Source organism: Bradyrhizobium sp. PRIMUS42 (assembly GCF_023006515.1).
In the GTDB taxonomy this organism is placed as follows: Bacteria; Pseudomonadota; Alphaproteobacteria; order Rhizobiales; family Xanthobacteraceae; genus Bradyrhizobium.
Genome location: NZ_JALBGZ010000064.1, coordinates 1 through 15677, shown reverse-complemented (window position 1 = coordinate 15677; position 15677 = coordinate 1). Strand labels below are relative to the sequence as shown.

The following is a 15677-nucleotide window of genomic DNA, read 5'->3' as shown; positions in this document are numbered from 1 at the left end:
GTCGGCGCGGACGGCGGCCGCGAGGAATTCGGCAGGATCAAGCTCGGCCGGGCGGCTCTCGGGCTGCCGGTCGGAGGGCTTGCCCGGGCGGATGGATTTGATTGTAGCGTCCATATCGACTCCGTTCGACGGCCTCGCGGCCGGAGTGTCACCGGCAGACGGGGCGGCCAAGCCGCCGGACGCCTGAAGAGAACAGTTTTGGCGCAAAGGGTCCGCAAGCTGCAATGCCGGCCGCACAGTTGGAAATCGCCGCCGGCGCGCTGCTGGACTGTTTTTCCGCCAGTTCCGACCCTATATAGGGCCGTGGACGCCGCCCGCCAAGGCCGATCGGGTGCGGAAGTGCTGGACTCCATCACATGCTGAACGACATCTACAACAAGCGGATCATCGAATTGGCCGGGAATATTCCGCGCCTCGGACGGCTATCGGACCCCGATGCCTCCGCCACCGCCCACTCCAAGCTGTGCGGTTCGACCGTCAAGATCGATCTCAAGATGACCGGAGACACCGTCACCGACTTCGCTCATGACGTGAAGGCCTGCGCCCTCGGCCAGGCCTCCTCATCCATCATGGCAAGTCGTATCGTCGGCTCGACTGCGAGCGAACTCCGTGAGTTACGCGAAACTGTTCGCAAGATGCTGAAGGAGAACGGTGCGCCTCCTGAAGGCAAATGGGAGGAGATCAAGTTCCTCGAGCCGGTCCGCGACTACAAGGCGCGCCATGCCTCGACGCTTCTGACCTTCGATGCCGTGGTTGACGCCATCGGCCAGATCGAAGCCAAAGCCAAGCAACCGGCTGTGGCGCAGGGCTGAGACCTCTCCCGTCGTTCCGGGGCGATGCACAGCATCGAACCCGGGGATCCGGATCGCGGTCGAGATTCTCAGGTGCGCAATTGCGCACCCTAGTTCGCGCTACGCGCGCCTGACTGCCAAGATTGAAGAGTTTACTTCGGCGCCGCCGGGGCCGGCGCGGCCACACCGCCGGTCGGCACGATGGCTTCCGCCGTCTTGGTCGACTTGGCAGGCTGCTCCGGTTCCACGCCGAACCTGGCCTGCGTCTTCGGGGCAAGCTCCGCCATCGCCGGCGCGGAGATGTCCACGTGCGGCAGCACGTCGGCAACGAGATCTGTCGTCACGAGATTGGTGAGCTTGAGCTCGCCGGCGTCCAGCTCATGCAGATCTTCCCAGGGTGGAACGCTGAGCGCGAGCGACAGCAGGTCGCCCGCTCCGCCCATGTCGAAGGTGTATTTGGCGAGCCGGCCGATGTCGCGTTCCACGATCATCAGGTCCTGCGCGCTATAACTCGCCGCTTTGGCATCATCGGCGCGGTCGCCCATCCAGATCTGGTGGACGCGGACATGGGCGGCTTCCGGCACGTAACGCTTCTTGCCGGCCAGCAGCAGGAACACGCACATGGATTCGCAATAGGCCTCAGGCGCGACCGCCGGACGAGCCGACTGCCCGCCGCGAAGGCTTACGCCGACCGTGGTCAAGAACCCGAGATTGCGGAAGCGTCGGCCAAGCGTGATCGCGTCATTGACGGAACCGCCGCTGGAATCGAGCACCACGGTAGCACCGCCGAGCTGGCGACCACGGGAAAACTCTTCGAAATCCTTCGGTGTATCGGCGGTGATGATGCCTACTGCGCTGACCCAGCCGCGGCAGTTTGGCTCGCAGGCGATCCAGTTGAACTTCATCGGCAGCTTGCGCTCTTCGAGAGCAGCCCCGGCGCGGGCCGACGACCCGAGTGTCGCGACGGCGCCAGCCAGCACGACTCCACATACGGCGGTTCCCACCAGCAACCAGCCGCGAAGATCAAGGGAGTTCAGAAGTCTCAATCTGGTTCCTTCCCCAAGCCCCAAAGGTCCGTAACAATCCCCGGTAGCGCCCACTGAGTCCATCATACACGTGTATGATTCTACACGTGGGCGTCACAAAAATGGTATCCGGGGGAATACAGATCGTCCACAGGCACTTGCTGCACTGCTCCCAAAAAGCATGTAAAATATGGCGCAGAAACAACAGCTTACAGTTCCCTGCGCCGGAACCGTGCAATACGTCGCCTAACGTGGCAGCACAGCGCACATGAAGCATTCAGCCTGCGGGCATTGTTCCAGTCCGGTCGAAGGGGCGCTTCGACTCCCGCGCAGATTTGGCCGTGCGCTGATCTGGCTCTATCGGCATACGCTGTCGCCCCTGGTCGGCTACAATTGCCGGCACCTGCCGACCTGCTCGGCCTATGGCGACGAGGCGATCGAACGGTTCGGGCTCTGGGCCGGCGGATGGATGACGCTCGCGCGCCTGCTCCGCTGCAATCCGTTTGGCACGTCGGGCATCGACAATGTGCCGCTCACCGCGCCGCAACGCGCGCGCTGGTATCTGCCATGGCGCTATGCCCGCTGGCGCGGCGTCAATGCATCGTGAGATTGCTGCGATGCCTTGCGCATCGATGGCCTGAGCGGAACCTTGGACTTCCGTCCCGCGTTGTTTTGATGCTCCCCCGGGAGGAAACAACAATGCGCTGGAAAATCAGCCCTCATCTTCACTTCAGACTCGAGCCCACCCCCGGCTCCAGGCGGCACCACGACCCCAGAACCATGGATCTGCTCGCGATCGTCGCCTTGCTGGCGCTCGTGCTCGGCTCGGGCTGGTACCTGGCATCGAGCCTTGCGACGCCGCCGAGCACGACGGCGTTCATCGTGCCGAGCCAGAGCGTGCATTGGTAATCAGCGGAGCCAGTAGAAGCGCCCGGGCGGTGGCGGGACCGGCTCGGGTGGACGCAGTCGCTTTGGACGCGGCGGCTTTGGCGCCGGCTCCGCCGACGAGGTCGCCTCCCCGCCCGGTGCCGTTTCGGTGCCCGGCACCCTCACCGCCAGCAGCAGATTCGACTCGTGCATCCGCCAGCGATAGCCGACGCCAAAATCGATCGGCTGGGCACGTGTGAACAACTCGGCGTAGCGCGCCTGGGAGCGGCCGGGGAATTCGTCGATTGGCCCGAGATAGCGGCCGAACGGGAAGAACCGCCATTGCCGCGCGCTGTAGTTCGCAAGCGGAATGCCGGAATCGTCCTGGATGATGGTGGCACTGTTGGCGAGCAGCCAATCGCGCACGACGGTGAAGTGGCCGGAATGCAACAAATAGGACGCGCTCTTGAGCAGGCTGTTGCCGGGGCCAAGCGTCTCGCAGAATTTCAGGAAACCCGTGGCGCGCGCGCCGGAATTGGAAAGATCGGTCGAAAAATAATACAGGGTGCGCGTCTCGCCGTCGGGGCCTGCAAAGGTGATGCGGACGCCGCGCGTCGCGTTCCGTCCCGGATTGTCGTCGCCGACATGCACCCCGCCCTTATCGTCGAGCGCGAGCATCTCGACGTTGCGGATGGTCTTGCCGGAACGGGCGAGGAAGACATAGAGGATCGGCAACGTGCCGTTGACCTGGTTGGCGTGCAGGTCGACCTTCATCTGTTTGGTGATGAAGAACGAGAAGCTCAGGATCGAGCCGAGCGAACGCTCGACATTGTAGAGCGCCGCGCCCACCGAGCCGCGCGGCAGCCGCGTCAAATCGGGCACGGCGCCGACCGGCTCCAGCGCGCCGAGCACATAGGTGCTGGCCTTGGAATAGAAGGTGTTGGCGTAGAGGAAATCGGGCCCGCTGAACAGGTAGAACATGGTCGGCCGGGGCGCGGCGAGATTGACGTCGGCCCAATTGCGGATCTTCGAGAGCTGGCGCTGTTCGAGCTGGGCGAAGGCGCCGTCGAAGAACTTTGCATGGCGCTGCCAGCCCGGATCCTTGGTCAGCGGCACCAGCGGCGAGTCCGCCGAGGGCTGCATGCCCGCAAGGAAGCGCGCGGTGTCATCGAAGGTGACGTCCGCGGCGTTGGCGGACGAGACGGCCGCAGCCAGCAGTGCAAGAGCGGCGGCCGCAATTCTGAGGGGGCGAAACATGTCTATTCGCGATGTGATGAATTGCCAGCGGCGACCGGCCGCCTGCGGAAAACAGCATAAATCAACAGGCCCGAGAGCATGACGAGCATCCCCGAGAGCGACTGCACCGGCCGCTCGGTCAACAGGTAGTACATCATGAACGCGGTCACGAGCAGGAAAACGAGCGGCGTGAACGGGTATCCCCAGGCGCGATAGGGCCTCGGCAAATCGGGATCGGTGATGCGCAGCTTGATGACGCCGGCGACCGTGAAGAACGAGCAAAACAAGAGTGCGAACTGGATGAAGTCGAGCACCGCCTCGAAGCTGCGCGTGAACAACAGCAGATTGGCGACGACGAGCTGAAACAGGATGGCATAGGCCGGCGCGCCGCTCGCCGATCGCTTCGAGAAGACGCGTAAGGCGGGGATGTCCTCCCCCATCGTCATCATCACGCGCGGGCCGATCCACATCATCGCGGAGATCGAGGAGATCAGGCCGACGCAGATCATCGCGCCGACGATCCGGCCGCCGAGGCTGCCGAAGATGGCGCTGCCGGCGACACTGGCGACGTCGAGCTGGCCGGCGAGCGCACCGACCGGCGTGGAGTAGAGGAACACCGCGTTCAGCGCGACATACAGCACGAGCACGATCAGCGTGCCCACCAGCAGCGCGCGCGGCAGGCTCCGCTGCGGCGTGTTCATCTCACCGATGATGTAGGTCGCGGCATTCCAGCCCGAGAACGAGTACATCACGAAGACGAGCCCGATCGCGAAGGGCGCGCTGACGATGTGGGCGAGATCGCCCGGCTGCGGCATGAATGTGATCGGTTGCGGGGCAGCGATGACGAAGCCGGCGACCAGGAAGGCCACGATCAGCACGACCTTGATGATCGTCGAGATCAGCTGGAAGGTCGAGGAGTGCCTGACGCCGGTCAGTTGCACGAGCGAGACGAGCCACACCACGGCAATCGCGAGCGGGATCGGCGGCAGATCGGGCACGACCGATTTGGCGTATTCGCCGAACGCCATCGCCGCGAGCGCGACCGGCGCGGCAAAACCCACCGTGGCCGAGACCCAGCCGGCGAGAAAGCCGAAAGCCGGATGATAGGCACGCCCCAGGAAATTGTACTCGCCGCTCGAGCGCGGAAACATCGCCCCGAGCTCGCTGTAGGCGAACACCCCGCACAGCGCGACGATGCCGCCGACGGTCCACAGCAGCAGGATCGAGAAGCCGGAGGGGATATCCTTGACCTGGAAGCCGAGGCTGGTGAAGACACCGACCCCGATCATGTCGGCCACGACGATGGCGGTTGCAACCAGAGCCGAGACCCCGGTCCCGCTTCCGGGCAGCCGGCCAGTCCAGGGTGCGGTTCCCGCATCTGATGCCGTCATCGGGGTCCTTAACCTCAGGCGTCTTGCCTTGCGGGCGCATCGTGCAGTTTGGCCCAGTCAATTCAAGCAGAGTTAACAAGGGTTAAATGAGGCGACTGCAACGGGTATTTGAGCACCGCAATTCCTACACCCCGGCGAAAATGCTGCGTACGCCCCGGGAAACCCCGTTCCCCTCCCCCACAATCAGGACACGATTACGTGGTCCTTTTGAGCGTTCCGGATGTGGGGAAGTTTCTCCGGACGCTTAACGTCGCCTAAACGCCAATCGGCTCAATTGTCTCAAGATTGCCGATGGTTCGTGACTTGGGTTCGTGACTTGGGTTCGTTGCTTGGGGTCATGGGTGGATGGTCGGGGCCGTTCCGAAAATGAGAGCTGACAGTCGTGCCGATCGGACGCCGTCCGGTCGGCGCGGTCGTGCGCTCAGGATCGGCCTGACCTCAGCCTTGGTGCCGCTGTCGTTGACGCTGGTTCAATGCGGCAAGGCGCCGAACCCGGCAGCGCTCGCGGCGAACTCGCAGGCCAATGTCCAAGTGGTCAATCAGGTCGTCGCGAAAACCAATCAGCAAGTCGCAAGCGGCGACACGTTCGAGGATCGCTTCCCTGCCCCGCAATTCAGGGAGCGCTTCCCCTCGGCCAGCGAAAGTCTCCTGCAACGGCAGATGTCGGACTTCTCGCCCAAGCGCGCCGTGCAGCAACAGCCGCCCGAGCAGGCCCCCTACAAGGTCGCTTCGCTCGAGCCCCAGATCCCCTACAAGCGTCCGGCCCGCGACGACCTGACGACCCTCGTCAGCATGAAGTCGTCGGCCTTTCCCTATTTCGGCAACAACCCCGCCTCCGACGCGCCCTTCCTCAACATCTCCAAGGGCGATCGCCGTGGCCATCGCAGCTATTCCGGTCGCGTGTTCTGGCAGGACGAGACCTACAATGACAGCCGCGTGCTGATGCACGTGCCCGAGCATTTCGACGTGCGCAAGCCGGGCGTGATCGTGGTGTTCTTCCACGGCAATGGCGCAACGCTCGAGCGCGACGTGCGTGATCGCCAGCTCGTGCCCAAGCAGATCACCGATTCCGGCGCCAATGCCGTGCTGCTTGCCCCACAGATGGCGGTCGATGCCGCCGATTCCAGCGCCGGCAAGTTCTGGCAACCGGGCGGCTTCAAGCGCTTCATGGCGGAATCGGCCGACCACCTTGCCCGCGTCACCGGCGATCCCAATAGCGCACGCGCCTTCGCCAACATGCCGATCGTGATCGTCGGCTATAGCGGCGGCTTCCTGCCGACGGCCTGGAGCCTGGAGGTCGGCGGCATCAGCGACCGCGTCCGCGGCGTCGTGCTGCTCGACGCCGTCTATGGCGAAATGGACAAGTTCGCATCCTGGATCGAGAGCCACCGTACCGGCTTCTTCGTCAGCGCCTATACCCGTTACACCGCGCGGCGCGACCGCGAGCTGATGAGCATGCTCCGCCAGAAGGGCATCACCGTCGCCGAGGACATGGATGGACCGCTCCGTCCCGGCAGCGTGGTGTTCGTCGAGACCGGCGACGGCATCACCCATCGCGACTATGTCACCCGCGCCTGGACGCGGGATCCGCTCAAGGACGTGCTGGTGAAGATGTCGGCGACGCCGTCGCTGGCGCTGACGCGCGTCGCCTCCACCAATCCATCCGCGTCGAGCCGTTAGCTCCGATTGCGCCGGCCGGTATCCGACTGCGCTGCCTGCAATTTTCTCAGGACTTGATCAAAATGTGATGTTGATGGCGGACATCCCCGGAAGCCACCGGATTGCTTCGGCTGGCAACGATCCTAATTTGCCGGCCGAGTTGCGTTTGGAATTGCGACGACAGGCAGTGCGTCAGGGATTGTACAAGGTCGACTTCCACACGGTTCACGGAACCGCTGCGGCGTCGTCAATGTGACCAACGGCAAGATGCGCGGGGGCAATTCCGCCTTCGCCTTCATCGGCACCTACACGGGCGATTGCGACAGCATCACGGTCAAGATCTCGACCGAGCGCTACAATGACGATCCCTCCTTCAAGGCGCTGTTCGGCATCGACCGGATCACGCTGACGCTCGCGGGCCGGGAGGATGGCGACACCGCGGAATTCGAAGGCACCGCACTGCAATTGCCGGGCGTGGCCTTCAGGGCCGTGCTGAGCCGGATCAGCGACTAACTGTCCGGCTCCTGAACCTCAAGCTCTTGGTCTCAGGATTTCCTCGAGACTCGGCCTCAGGTTTCTTGACCTCAGTTCTTGGGTTCAGTTTTTGGGCAGCTTCGGAATGCTCTCGGCGAAGCCGTTGTAGCAGGTCAGCCGCTCGTCCTCTTCCTTGAAGAACCGGCAATCGGCGTAGCCCTTGGCCTTCGCCGGCTTCGGCTTCGGAGCCGGCGGCATCACCGCGTCGTAGCAATTGAGGCGGTCCTTGGTACCGTCGTCGATCTCGAGGCAGGCCTGCAGCCGCGCGGCGACCGACTGCGGCTTGCCCTTCGGCGCAGCGGCCGGCTTCGCCGCCGCCTCCTTGGTGCCTTTGGGCTTGACCTGCACCAGCGGCTTGTCCCCGACCATCGGTGGCTTGTCGGCTTGCGCGAACGCGGAGGCTGAATAGAGCACCGCGGCAACCGCCAGAATCATCCTCATCTCAGTCAACTCTCTTTGGTCCCCATGCCTCGCCTTCTAGCGCTCCCGCGCGCGGTTTGCCAAGCACCTTGCGCACACGAAAACGCGGGATTCAGGCCGTGGCGGCAGCGGGCCGGGGCCGGGTCAGGACCACCAGGATCAGCGCCAGCATGACGAAACCAACCGCGACGAAGCCGAGCGTATGCAGGAGCTCGCGGGCGAACAGCAGCCCGCCGAGCGCGGAGCCGACCGCCTGACCGATATAGAGCACGGAGGTGTTGAGTGCGACGGTCGCCGACGCCAGCCCCGGCGCGGCCGCGACCAGCCGCACCTGCTGCATCGAATTGGTCGAGGCAAAGCCGAGGCCCCAGATAGCAACCCCGGCCGTCATGAACACAAGCGTGCCCGCACCGAGCGCCCAGCCCGTTATCCCCGCAAGCAGCAGGCAGGTGAACAGCAGCGAGGTGCGATAAGGACCCCAGGTGTCGACGATGCGGGTGGCGAAGACGACGCCGAGGAAGCCGCAAACGCCGTAGAGCGCGAACACCATGCCGATCGCATCGGGGCCGGCGCCGGTGAGCTTGTTGAGCAGCGGGCCCATGAAGGTGAAGACGACGAACTGCCCCGACATTTGCAGCATGGTGATCGCAAGCAGCAGCAGGATCGTCCTGTTCCCGCTGACCTCGCTCCAGGTCTTCAAATCCACCGGTGCGCCCTTCAGGCCCGCCGGCAGCCGCAGCAGCAACAGCACGAAGCTGAGACAACCAAGCCCGCCGATCTCACCATAGGCCGCGCGCCAGCCATAGCGGCTGGCGATGAAGGTGATCAGGGGAAGGCCGACGGCGGCAGCCAGCGACCAGCCGAGAAAGATATAGGCGATAGTGCTGCCGCGCCGCTTCGCCGGCACGATCAACGCCGCCGTGCCGGCAGCCTGCGGCGTATAGAGCGCGCCGACCGCGAGCATCACGAGACGGATGACGAGGAGGCTGGCGTAGTCGGGCGCAAAGGCCGAGGCGAGATTGCCGAGCGCCAGCACCGCCAGCGTCGTCGTGAGCAACGTCCGCCGATCGATGCGACTGGTCAGCCAAGCCGTCAGCGGCGAGCCGATGCACAGCGTCACCGCGCCGAAGGTGATCAGCAGCCCGGCCGCATGAATGCTGACGTCGAGCCCGCTCGCCAGCTCCGGCAGCATGCCCGCCGGCGCCAGCACCGAGCAGCCGGTGACGAGATTGCCGAGCATCAAGGCGGTTGGCGCGAAACGCCGGACGCGTGCATTTTCCATGCAGATGCATGTAGAGCAGTCGTCCGGCCGGTTAAAGGGCCCGCGGGAAATAGTTCGCGCGCGCCGCTTTCTGCGCCGATTTTCTTGGAAATGCCGGATTGCGCAGGCCGAATCCCCTGATATATCGCTCGTTCCCGCTTACCTGCGCTCGTTCGCAGGAGTGAGCCTCAGGAGAAAAGCAATGACCGACCAGCCCAAGGACCAGCCGAAGTCCGAATCCGGCTTCCAATATTCCCTCAGCAATCTGAAGCCCGTGACCCCCGCCGCCAAAGTTACCCTCACCTTCCCGGACGGCGCCCAGCGTCAATACGACCAGAGCATCACCGGCCTCGACATCGCCAAGGGCATCTCGCCGTCGCTGGCCAAGCGCACGGTCGCGATGGCGCTCGACGGCGTGCTCACCGACCTCAACGACCCCATCGAGGCCGACGCCAAGCTCGAGTTCGTCAACCGCGACGATCCGCGCGCGCTCGAATTGATCCGCCATGACTGCGCGCACGTGCTGGCCGAAGCCGTGCAGACGCTGTGGCCGGGCACGCAAGTCACCATCGGTCCGGTGATCGAGAACGGCTTCTATTACGACTTCTTCCGCAACGAGCCGTTCACCCCGGAAGACTTTGGCGCGATCGAAAAGAAAATGCGCGAGCTGATCGCGCGCGACAAGCCTTTCACGAAAGAGGTCTGGGATCGCGAGAAGACCAAGCAGGTGTTCCGCGACAAGGGCGAGGCGTTCAAGGTCGAGCTGGTCGACGCCATTCCCGGCACCGAGCCGATCAAGATCTACTACCAGGGCGACTGGTTCGATCTCTGCCGCGGCCCGCACATGACCTCGACCGGCAAGGTCGGGAACGCCTTCAAGCTGATGAAGGTGGCCGGCGCCTATTGGCGCGGCGACAGCAACAACCCGATGCTGACCCGCATCTACGGCACGGCCTTCGCCAAGCAGGAAGACCTCGACGCTTACCTCAAGCAGATCGAGGAAGCCGAAAAGCGCGACCATCGCAAGCTCGGCCGCGAGCTCGACCTCTTCCACTTCCAGGAGGAAGGTCCGGGCGTCGTGTTCTGGCACCCGAAGGGCTGGACCATCTTCCAGCAGCTGATCGCCTATATGCGCCGGCGCCTGACCGGCGATTACAGCGAGGTCAACGCGCCGCAGATCCTCGACAAGGCGCTGTGGGAGACCTCGGGCCATTGGGGCTGGTATCGCGAAAACATGTTCGCGGCGCAGTCGGCCGGCGACGAGGCCGAGGACAAGCGCTGGTTTGCGCTCAAGCCGATGAACTGCCCCGGTCACGTCCAGATCTTCAAGCACGGCCTGAAGAGCTACCGCGACCTGCCGCTGCGCCTCGCCGAGTTCGGCGTGGTCCATCGCTACGAGCCCTCCGGCGCCATGCACGGCTTGATGCGCGTGCGCGGCTTCACCCAGGACGACGCGCACATCTTCTGCACCGAGGACCAGCTCGCCGCGGAATGCCTGAAGATCAACGACCTGATCCTGTCGACCTATGCCGATTTCGGCTTCACCGGCGATCTCACGGTGAAGCTCTCGACCCGGCCGGAGAAGCGCGTCGGCACGGACGCGATGTGGGATCACGCCGAGCGCGTGATGGCGACCGTTTTGCGCGAGATCCAGTCGCAGAACAATCACATCAAGACCGAGATCAACCCGGGCGAAGGCGCCTTCTACGGGCCGAAGTTCGAATACGTGCTGCGCGACGCCATCGGCCGCGACTGGCAGTGCGGCACCACGCAGGTCGACTTCAACCTGCCGGAGCGGTTCGGCGCGTTCTACATCGACCATGACGGCGGCAAGAAACCGCCTGTCATGGTGCACCGGGCGATCTGCGGCTCGATGGAGCGCTACATCGGCATCCTGATCGAGCACTTTGCCGGGAACTTCCCGCTCTGGCTGTCGCCGGTGCAGGCGGTGGTCACGACCATCACCTCGGAAGGCGACGAATACGCCAAAGTGGTGATGGAACAGGCGCGGCGCGCGGGGCTCCGGGTCGAGATCGACCTGCGCAACGAAAAGATCAACTACAAGGTCCGCGAGCACTCGCTGGCCAAGATCCCGGCCCTGCTCGTGGTCGGCAAGAAGGAGGCCGAGACGCATTCGGTCTCGGTCCGCCGCCTCGGCAGCGACGGCCAGAAGGTGATGACGACGGCCGAAGCGATCGCCGCGCTGGTCGACGAGGCAACGCCGCCCGACGTCAAGCGGGCGCGCGGCGTCGTCTGATCCCTGAAATCGATCTAAATTGGCTTCCGGTCGCGGGCGTGCATGCTTATCTCGGCATGACACGCCCGCCGACCATTTGACGAGGATATCGCAGTGCCCGACGCCATTGAACTCCTGAAGACCCGCCGTTCGGTCAAGCCGCGCGAGATGACCGGGCCCGGCCCTTCGGCGGCCGAGCTCGAGACGATCCTCACCATCGGCGCGCGCGTGCCCGACCACGGCAAGCTCGCGCCCTGGCGCTTCATCATCTTCGAGGGCGATGCCCGCCAGCGTGCCGGCGAAGTGATCGCCAAGGTCTTTGTGCGGAAGAATCCCGGCGCGCCCGCGGCCGACGTCGAGATCGAGCGCAAGCGCCTCACCGACGCGCCGCTGGTGATCGGCATCGTCAGCTTCACCAAGCCGCATCCGAAGGTGCCGGCGTTCGAGCAGGAATTGTCGGCGGGCGCCAGCGCCATGAACATCGTCACGGCCGCGACCGCGCTCGGCTATGGCGCCTGCTGGCTGACCGGCTGGTTCTCCTTCGATCGCGACGTGCTCGACGGACTCGGCCTCAAGCCGGACGAAAAGCTTGCCGGCTTCGTCCATATCGGCACGCCGACCAAGCCCAGCGAAGACCGTCCGCGACCGTTCCTTTCGGAAATCGTGACGCGTTTTTAATCGATGTTGTGTTGACGCCTGCGACGTCTTGCGGCTTTGATCCCGCCGAGGGAGGAAGGCCGGATGAAGCGTCGTGATTTTCTGGTCGGAGCCGCGCTGCTCGCCGGCTCGATGGCGCGAAGCCGGGCCGCCGACATCCCCGCCCCCTCGTCCGAAGGGCTGGACCGCATCACAGCCTTCTTCGACAACGAGGTGGGAGGCGGCCGTCTGCCGGGCGCCGTGATCCTGGTGCAGCAGCACGGCAAGCCGGTCTACCTGAAGAGCTTCGGCGTGCGCGACACCAGGACGGGCCTTACGATGACGCCCGATACGATCTTCGCCATCCACTCCATGACCAAGCCGATCACGTGCCTTGGCGCGATGATGCTGATCGACGAGGGCAAGCTCGCGCTCACCGACCCCGTGTCGAAATACGTGCCCCTGTTTGCCGACACCAAGGTCGGTCTCGAGGTCACCCTGCCCGACGGCAAGCTCGAGCTTGACCTCGTGCCGCCCGTCCGTCCCGTCAACATCGAGGATCTGCTGCGGCATACCTCGGGCATCAGCTACGACTATATCGGCGGCAAATGGGTCGAGCAGGCCTACAAGGCCGCCAACATCTTCGAAGGCCAATTCAACAACAGGGAATTCGCCGATCGCATCGCCAAGCTGCCGCTGGCGCGGCAGCCGGGAACGCTGTGGCGTTACGGCCATTCCACCGACGTGCTCGGCAGCGTCATCGAGATCATCTCGGGACAGACGCTGTACGAATTCCTGAAAGCACGCATCTTCGATCCGCTCGGCATGAACAGCACCAAATTCGCGCTGGCGACCGAGGACGAGCTGGCGCGGATGGCGCGGCCATTGCCGAACGATTTCATCCTGCTCGCGGCCGAACGCGACCGCCTCGACCATCCTGAATGGCAGTCCGGCGGCGGTGGCCTGCTCTCGACCATCACCGATTATCAGCGCTTTTCGCAGATGCTGCTGAACGGCGGCGAGTTCGAGGGCAAGCGCTATCTGAGCCCCGCCGCGTTCAAGGCCATGACGACGGATCACATCGGGCCCGGCTCCGGCGTCGGACGCGACTATTTCTATTTCCCGGGTGATGGCTTCGGCTATGGCTACGGCCTTGCGGTTCGCACCGATCCCGGCAACGCGAAGCCGCCGCCGCCGGGGTCGCTCGGCGAGTTGAAGTGGGACAGTGGCAGCGGCACCCTGTTCGGCGTCGATCCCAAGCTCGACATGGTCTACGTGATGATGCAGCAGACCCAGAGCGAGCGCGGCCGCATCACGCCCGCATTCAAGGCGCTGGTCTACGACTGCTACCCCGAGGGGCTACGCCGCCCGTGAGGCGCGGCGTCCGGGGCTTGAGAGTCGCGTTCGGCGCGTAACTGAGCGAGTGTGGCGCGACAGCTCGTAGGATGGGTAGAGCGAAGCGAATCCCATCAACACTCCTTCGCGTTGAAAGATGATGGGTTTCGCAAGTGCTCTACCCATCCTAGGTCTCCCGGACACACCTTCGCGTCCTCGCGGCTTGTTTCGCCCGAGCTTTGCTTCATCGCTTCGCCCTCAATTGAAAGAGGGCGCAGGGAAGACCGGGCGCCGGCTGGCACCCGCGGTCCACTGTGCGAAGGTTGCGCTACAAGAGGCTGCACAGCGGCATACAGGTGAAGCCAAACAACCGGCCTTCCCTGCGCAGTGGTTTGACGGCTTATGTCGTGCTCTCCCCGGGGAGCGATGCACTATTGCCCCCGTCGCCTTGCGGATGATCGATGCGCGTGCCCGGTCGGGCCGCCACATCACCGCAGAGACTTGACGCACAGACCCCGGGCGTCAGGACCACACGATTTTGCCGTACGCCGATCACAACGGTCGTGTGCGCGAGGCGTTTCGCTCACGGTTGCCCGCCCTGCAAAAACCTTCGCGCCGATGCAATCAGCGCCCACCGCCGTCCGGCCCGCGTTCGTGACGATCGCGACACGCCCCTCTTCCTTGGGCCGGGTTGTCGCGACACATACGTCATTTCCGAATTTCGGTAAAGTGGAATATTTCTCGCTGCGCGCGTTGACCTAGGGCTCGCATGTTTTGCCCGTCGGGCAACGCAAGGTCTTGTAGCCCGGATGAGCGAAGCGACATCCGGGTTCTCGGCCAAAAGCGTGAAGGTCCCGGATTGCGCTTCGCTCCATCCGGGCTACGGAGCTGGGCTCGCCGCTAGTCCTCGCTGGACGCCGCGGAGCGGTTGCGCAAGTAAGCCTGCGACAACAGGAAGAACAACGCGCGCTCGCCATGATATTTGGCGGACGGCCGAGTGCGCTCGAAGCCATCAGCAAATATCTTGCCGGACTGGTCGCACACCTGCCATCGCCAGCCAAACCGCTTGCGCCTGGTGAGGATCACTTCGAACATGCCGCCGAGCTTGGTCCCCTGCCCCTTGCCGGTCTCGCAGACGCACAAGCCTGCTCCGGCCTCCTCCGTTAGATGGATGCCCGACATATAACGCAGCAGGATGGAAAGAGAATGAATTTGATTATCGGAAATACGTATCTTTGCACCGGCTTGTGGCCAAGTCCCGATTGCCTGGAATAAGCCCTCGCCAGCGGGGTTTTTCCCGCGCCAAGAGACCGTTTGGTAGCGCTGACAACGTCGTCAAAGCCGAGCACAAGGAGAAAGGTGCGCATGGTGGCGACAGCGGTAACGGGGGATGCAGGTTCGTGCGCCAGATGAGAACTATCTCGTGCAAAGCGCAAAGTCTGGCGTATCGCCGCGGCCGACACTGAGGGCCGTGTCCTACCGCGCGACGACTTCGACCTCGCCGTCGACGCCGTTGACGACGTTGAAGCCGCGCTCGTAGACCTTGCCCTCGTTCTTGGCGATGGCGCGGTACTCGCCTTCGGAGAGCACCACGCGCGGGAAGGCGCCGATCGATTCCTTGATGACGTCGCCGCCCGGGGTCAGCACCGACCAGGCGGTGTTGGCGAGCGCCTCGCCGCCCCTGTCGCTGACCAGCTTGAGCGTGATCACGGCGGCGCGGTGGGTGATGGTGACGTCGGTGAGCTTGCCGACCTGGACGCGGATGTCGGAGCGCACCACCGAATTGGCATCGCCATAGTTGGAGATGATGTAGTAGGTGCCCTCCGGCAGCAGCACGACGTCGCCGGCCGCGACGTTCGGCACCAGCGAGGCGCGCTCGCCGGATTCGAACTGGCTGCCCTTGTAGATCGCGAACGAGATCTGGTTCTGCGGAATGCGGCTGGTGCCGACCCGGCCTTCGATGCGCAGGCCGCCAGCCGGCAGCACGAAGGATTCGCGGTCGGTCTCGGCCTTCAGGCTGACGGTGCGCACCGCGCTGACGAGGCCGAAGGCGACGTGCACGACGTAATTGCCGGGCGGCAGCACGATGTTGGGCGTGGCGTTGCGGTCCTCCCGGATCAGCTTGAAGGTGCCGTTCTCATCGGGACGGTCGGCAAACACGCGCCAGACCAGGCCGCTGGTAATGGGGGCTGAGTCCTTGCCGTATTTTGCGGTCAGCGACAGCACGCCCTGTCCGGGCGCGGCCGCGTTGAGTGGGGCGGCCGGTGGCACGGTCGCAACGGCAGG

Annotated in this window: 15 protein-coding genes and 1 pseudogene; 8 read left to right on the top strand and 8 right to left on the bottom strand. The window is 64.3% G+C overall.

Features of this window, described 5'->3' with window-relative positions; all coding sequences use genetic code 11:
• Positions 1–114, bottom strand: a pseudogene (locus MOV75_RS08690) (GTP cyclohydrolase I FolE); the annotation flags it as partial.
• 242 nt (positions 115–356) lie between these two features.
• Between MOV75_RS08690 and MOV75_RS08685 the strand changes: the two are divergent.
• Positions 357–812 (top strand): iron-sulfur cluster assembly scaffold protein, encoded by a 456-nt coding sequence (locus MOV75_RS08685; protein WP_246922843.1) that lies wholly within the window; start codon positions 357–359, stop codon positions 810–812.
• Positions 813–943: 131 nt separating this feature from the next.
• Here MOV75_RS08685 and MOV75_RS08680 read toward each other — a convergent pair whose 3' ends face one another.
• A complete protein-coding gene (locus MOV75_RS08680; protein ID WP_246922847.1) occupies positions 944–1837 on the bottom strand; it encodes a hypothetical protein in 894 nt (297 codons plus the stop codon).
• Positions 1838–2084: 247 nt separating this feature from the next.
• Here MOV75_RS08680 and yidD point away from each other — a divergent pair, with 247 nt between their 5' ends.
• Positions 2085–2423: a membrane protein insertion efficiency factor YidD gene (gene yidD / locus MOV75_RS08675; protein ID WP_246922850.1), complete on the top strand. Its 339-nt coding sequence runs from the start codon at positions 2085–2087 to the stop codon at positions 2421–2423.
• A gap of 92 nt (positions 2424–2515) precedes the next feature.
• Positions 2516–2725: a hypothetical protein gene (locus tag MOV75_RS42635; protein WP_309486803.1), complete on the top strand. Its 210-nt coding sequence runs from the start codon at positions 2516–2518 to the stop codon at positions 2723–2725.
• On the opposite strand, the gene MOV75_RS08670 is transcribed toward MOV75_RS42635, so the two are convergent.
• Positions 2726–3940 (bottom strand): hypothetical protein, encoded by a 1215-nt coding sequence (locus MOV75_RS08670; RefSeq protein ID WP_247005385.1) that lies wholly within the window; start codon positions 3938–3940, stop codon positions 2726–2728.
• Positions 3941–3942: 2 nt separating this feature from the next.
• Complete coding sequence (locus MOV75_RS08665) at positions 3943–5310, bottom strand: APC family permease (protein ID WP_246922857.1); 1368 nt, start codon at positions 5308–5310, stop codon at positions 3943–3945.
• 345 nt (positions 5311–5655) lie between these two features.
• Between MOV75_RS08665 and MOV75_RS08660 the strand changes: the two genes are divergently transcribed.
• On the top strand, positions 5656–6990 hold the full coding sequence (locus tag MOV75_RS08660; RefSeq protein WP_246922860.1) for an alpha/beta hydrolase: 1335 nt from the start codon (positions 5656–5658) through the stop codon (positions 6988–6990).
• Between the two features lie 231 nt (positions 6991–7221).
• On the top strand, positions 7222–7482 hold the full coding sequence (locus MOV75_RS08655) for a hypothetical protein (RefSeq protein ID WP_246922863.1): 261 nt from the start codon (positions 7222–7224) through the stop codon (positions 7480–7482).
• A gap of 84 nt (positions 7483–7566) precedes the next feature.
• Here MOV75_RS08655 and MOV75_RS08650 read toward each other — a convergent pair whose 3' ends face one another.
• Both MOV75_RS08650 and MOV75_RS08645 read right to left on the bottom strand, forming a co-directional pair.
• Positions 7567–7944, bottom strand: a complete 378-nt coding sequence (locus MOV75_RS08650; RefSeq protein WP_246922866.1) for a hypothetical protein — start codon at positions 7942–7944, stop codon at positions 7567–7569.
• Between the two features lie 91 nt (positions 7945–8035).
• The gene (locus MOV75_RS08645; protein ID WP_246922869.1) at positions 8036–9205 is read right to left on the bottom strand and encodes an MFS transporter; all 1170 of its coding nucleotides are present in this window, start codon (positions 9203–9205) and stop codon (positions 8036–8038) included.
• Between the two features lie 181 nt (positions 9206–9386).
• On the opposite strand from MOV75_RS08645, the gene thrS reads away from it, so the two are divergent.
• The 3 genes from thrS (at position 9387) to MOV75_RS08630 (ending at position 13430) form a co-directional block, all read left to right on the top strand.
• Positions 9387–11441 carry a threonine--tRNA ligase gene (thrS, locus tag MOV75_RS08640; protein WP_246922871.1) on the top strand — a complete coding sequence of 685 codons (2055 nt, stop codon included), beginning with the start codon at positions 9387–9389 and terminating at the stop codon, positions 11439–11441.
• A 93-nt stretch (positions 11442–11534) separates the two neighbouring features.
• A complete protein-coding gene (locus tag MOV75_RS08635) occupies positions 11535–12098 on the top strand; it encodes a nitroreductase (RefSeq protein ID WP_246922874.1) in 564 nt (187 codons plus the stop codon).
• 63 nt (positions 12099–12161) lie between these two features.
• On the top strand, positions 12162–13430 hold the full coding sequence (locus tag MOV75_RS08630; protein ID WP_246922877.1) for a serine hydrolase: 1269 nt from the start codon (positions 12162–12164) through the stop codon (positions 13428–13430).
• An 861-nt stretch (positions 13431–14291) separates the two neighbouring features.
• Here MOV75_RS08630 and MOV75_RS08625 read toward each other — a convergent pair.
• Together MOV75_RS08625 and MOV75_RS08620 are read right to left on the bottom strand one after the other, a co-directional pair.
• Positions 14292–14534, bottom strand: a complete 243-nt coding sequence (locus MOV75_RS08625) for a hypothetical protein (protein WP_246922879.1) — start codon at positions 14532–14534, stop codon at positions 14292–14294.
• A 333-nt stretch (positions 14535–14867) separates the two neighbouring features.
• The coding region (locus tag MOV75_RS08620; protein WP_247005383.1) for a hypothetical protein at positions 14868–15677 on the bottom strand (810 nt) is incomplete at its 5' end.

What these genes read in the sequence shown, in the direction of transcription:
- MOV75_RS08665 (WP_246922857.1), bottom strand. Translation starts at nt 5,310, where the DNA reads ATGACGGCATCAGATGCGGGAACCGCACCCTGGACTGGCCGGCTGCCC.
- MOV75_RS08630 (WP_246922877.1), top strand. Translation starts at nt 12,162, where the DNA reads ATGAAGCGTCGTGATTTTCTGGTCGGAGCCGCGCTGCTCGCCGGCTCG.
- MOV75_RS08650 (WP_246922866.1), bottom strand. Translation starts at nt 7,944, where the DNA reads ATGAGGATGATTCTGGCGGTTGCCGCGGTGCTCTATTCAGCCTCCGCG.
- MOV75_RS08660 (WP_246922860.1), top strand. Translation starts at nt 5,656, where the DNA reads ATGGTCGGGGCCGTTCCGAAAATGAGAGCTGACAGTCGTGCCGATCGG.
- MOV75_RS08645 (WP_246922869.1), bottom strand. Translation starts at nt 9,205, where the DNA reads ATGGAAAATGCACGCGTCCGGCGTTTCGCGCCAACCGCCTTGATGCTC.
- yidD (WP_246922850.1), top strand. Translation starts at nt 2,085, where the DNA reads ATGAAGCATTCAGCCTGCGGGCATTGTTCCAGTCCGGTCGAAGGGGCG.
- MOV75_RS08685 (WP_246922843.1), top strand. Translation starts at nt 357, where the DNA reads ATGCTGAACGACATCTACAACAAGCGGATCATCGAATTGGCCGGGAAT.
- MOV75_RS08670 (WP_247005385.1), bottom strand. Translation starts at nt 3,940, where the DNA reads ATGTTTCGCCCCCTCAGAATTGCGGCCGCCGCTCTTGCACTGCTGGCT.
- thrS (WP_246922871.1), top strand. Translation starts at nt 9,387, where the DNA reads ATGACCGACCAGCCCAAGGACCAGCCGAAGTCCGAATCCGGCTTCCAA.
- MOV75_RS42635 (WP_309486803.1), top strand. Translation starts at nt 2,516, where the DNA reads ATGCGCTGGAAAATCAGCCCTCATCTTCACTTCAGACTCGAGCCCACC.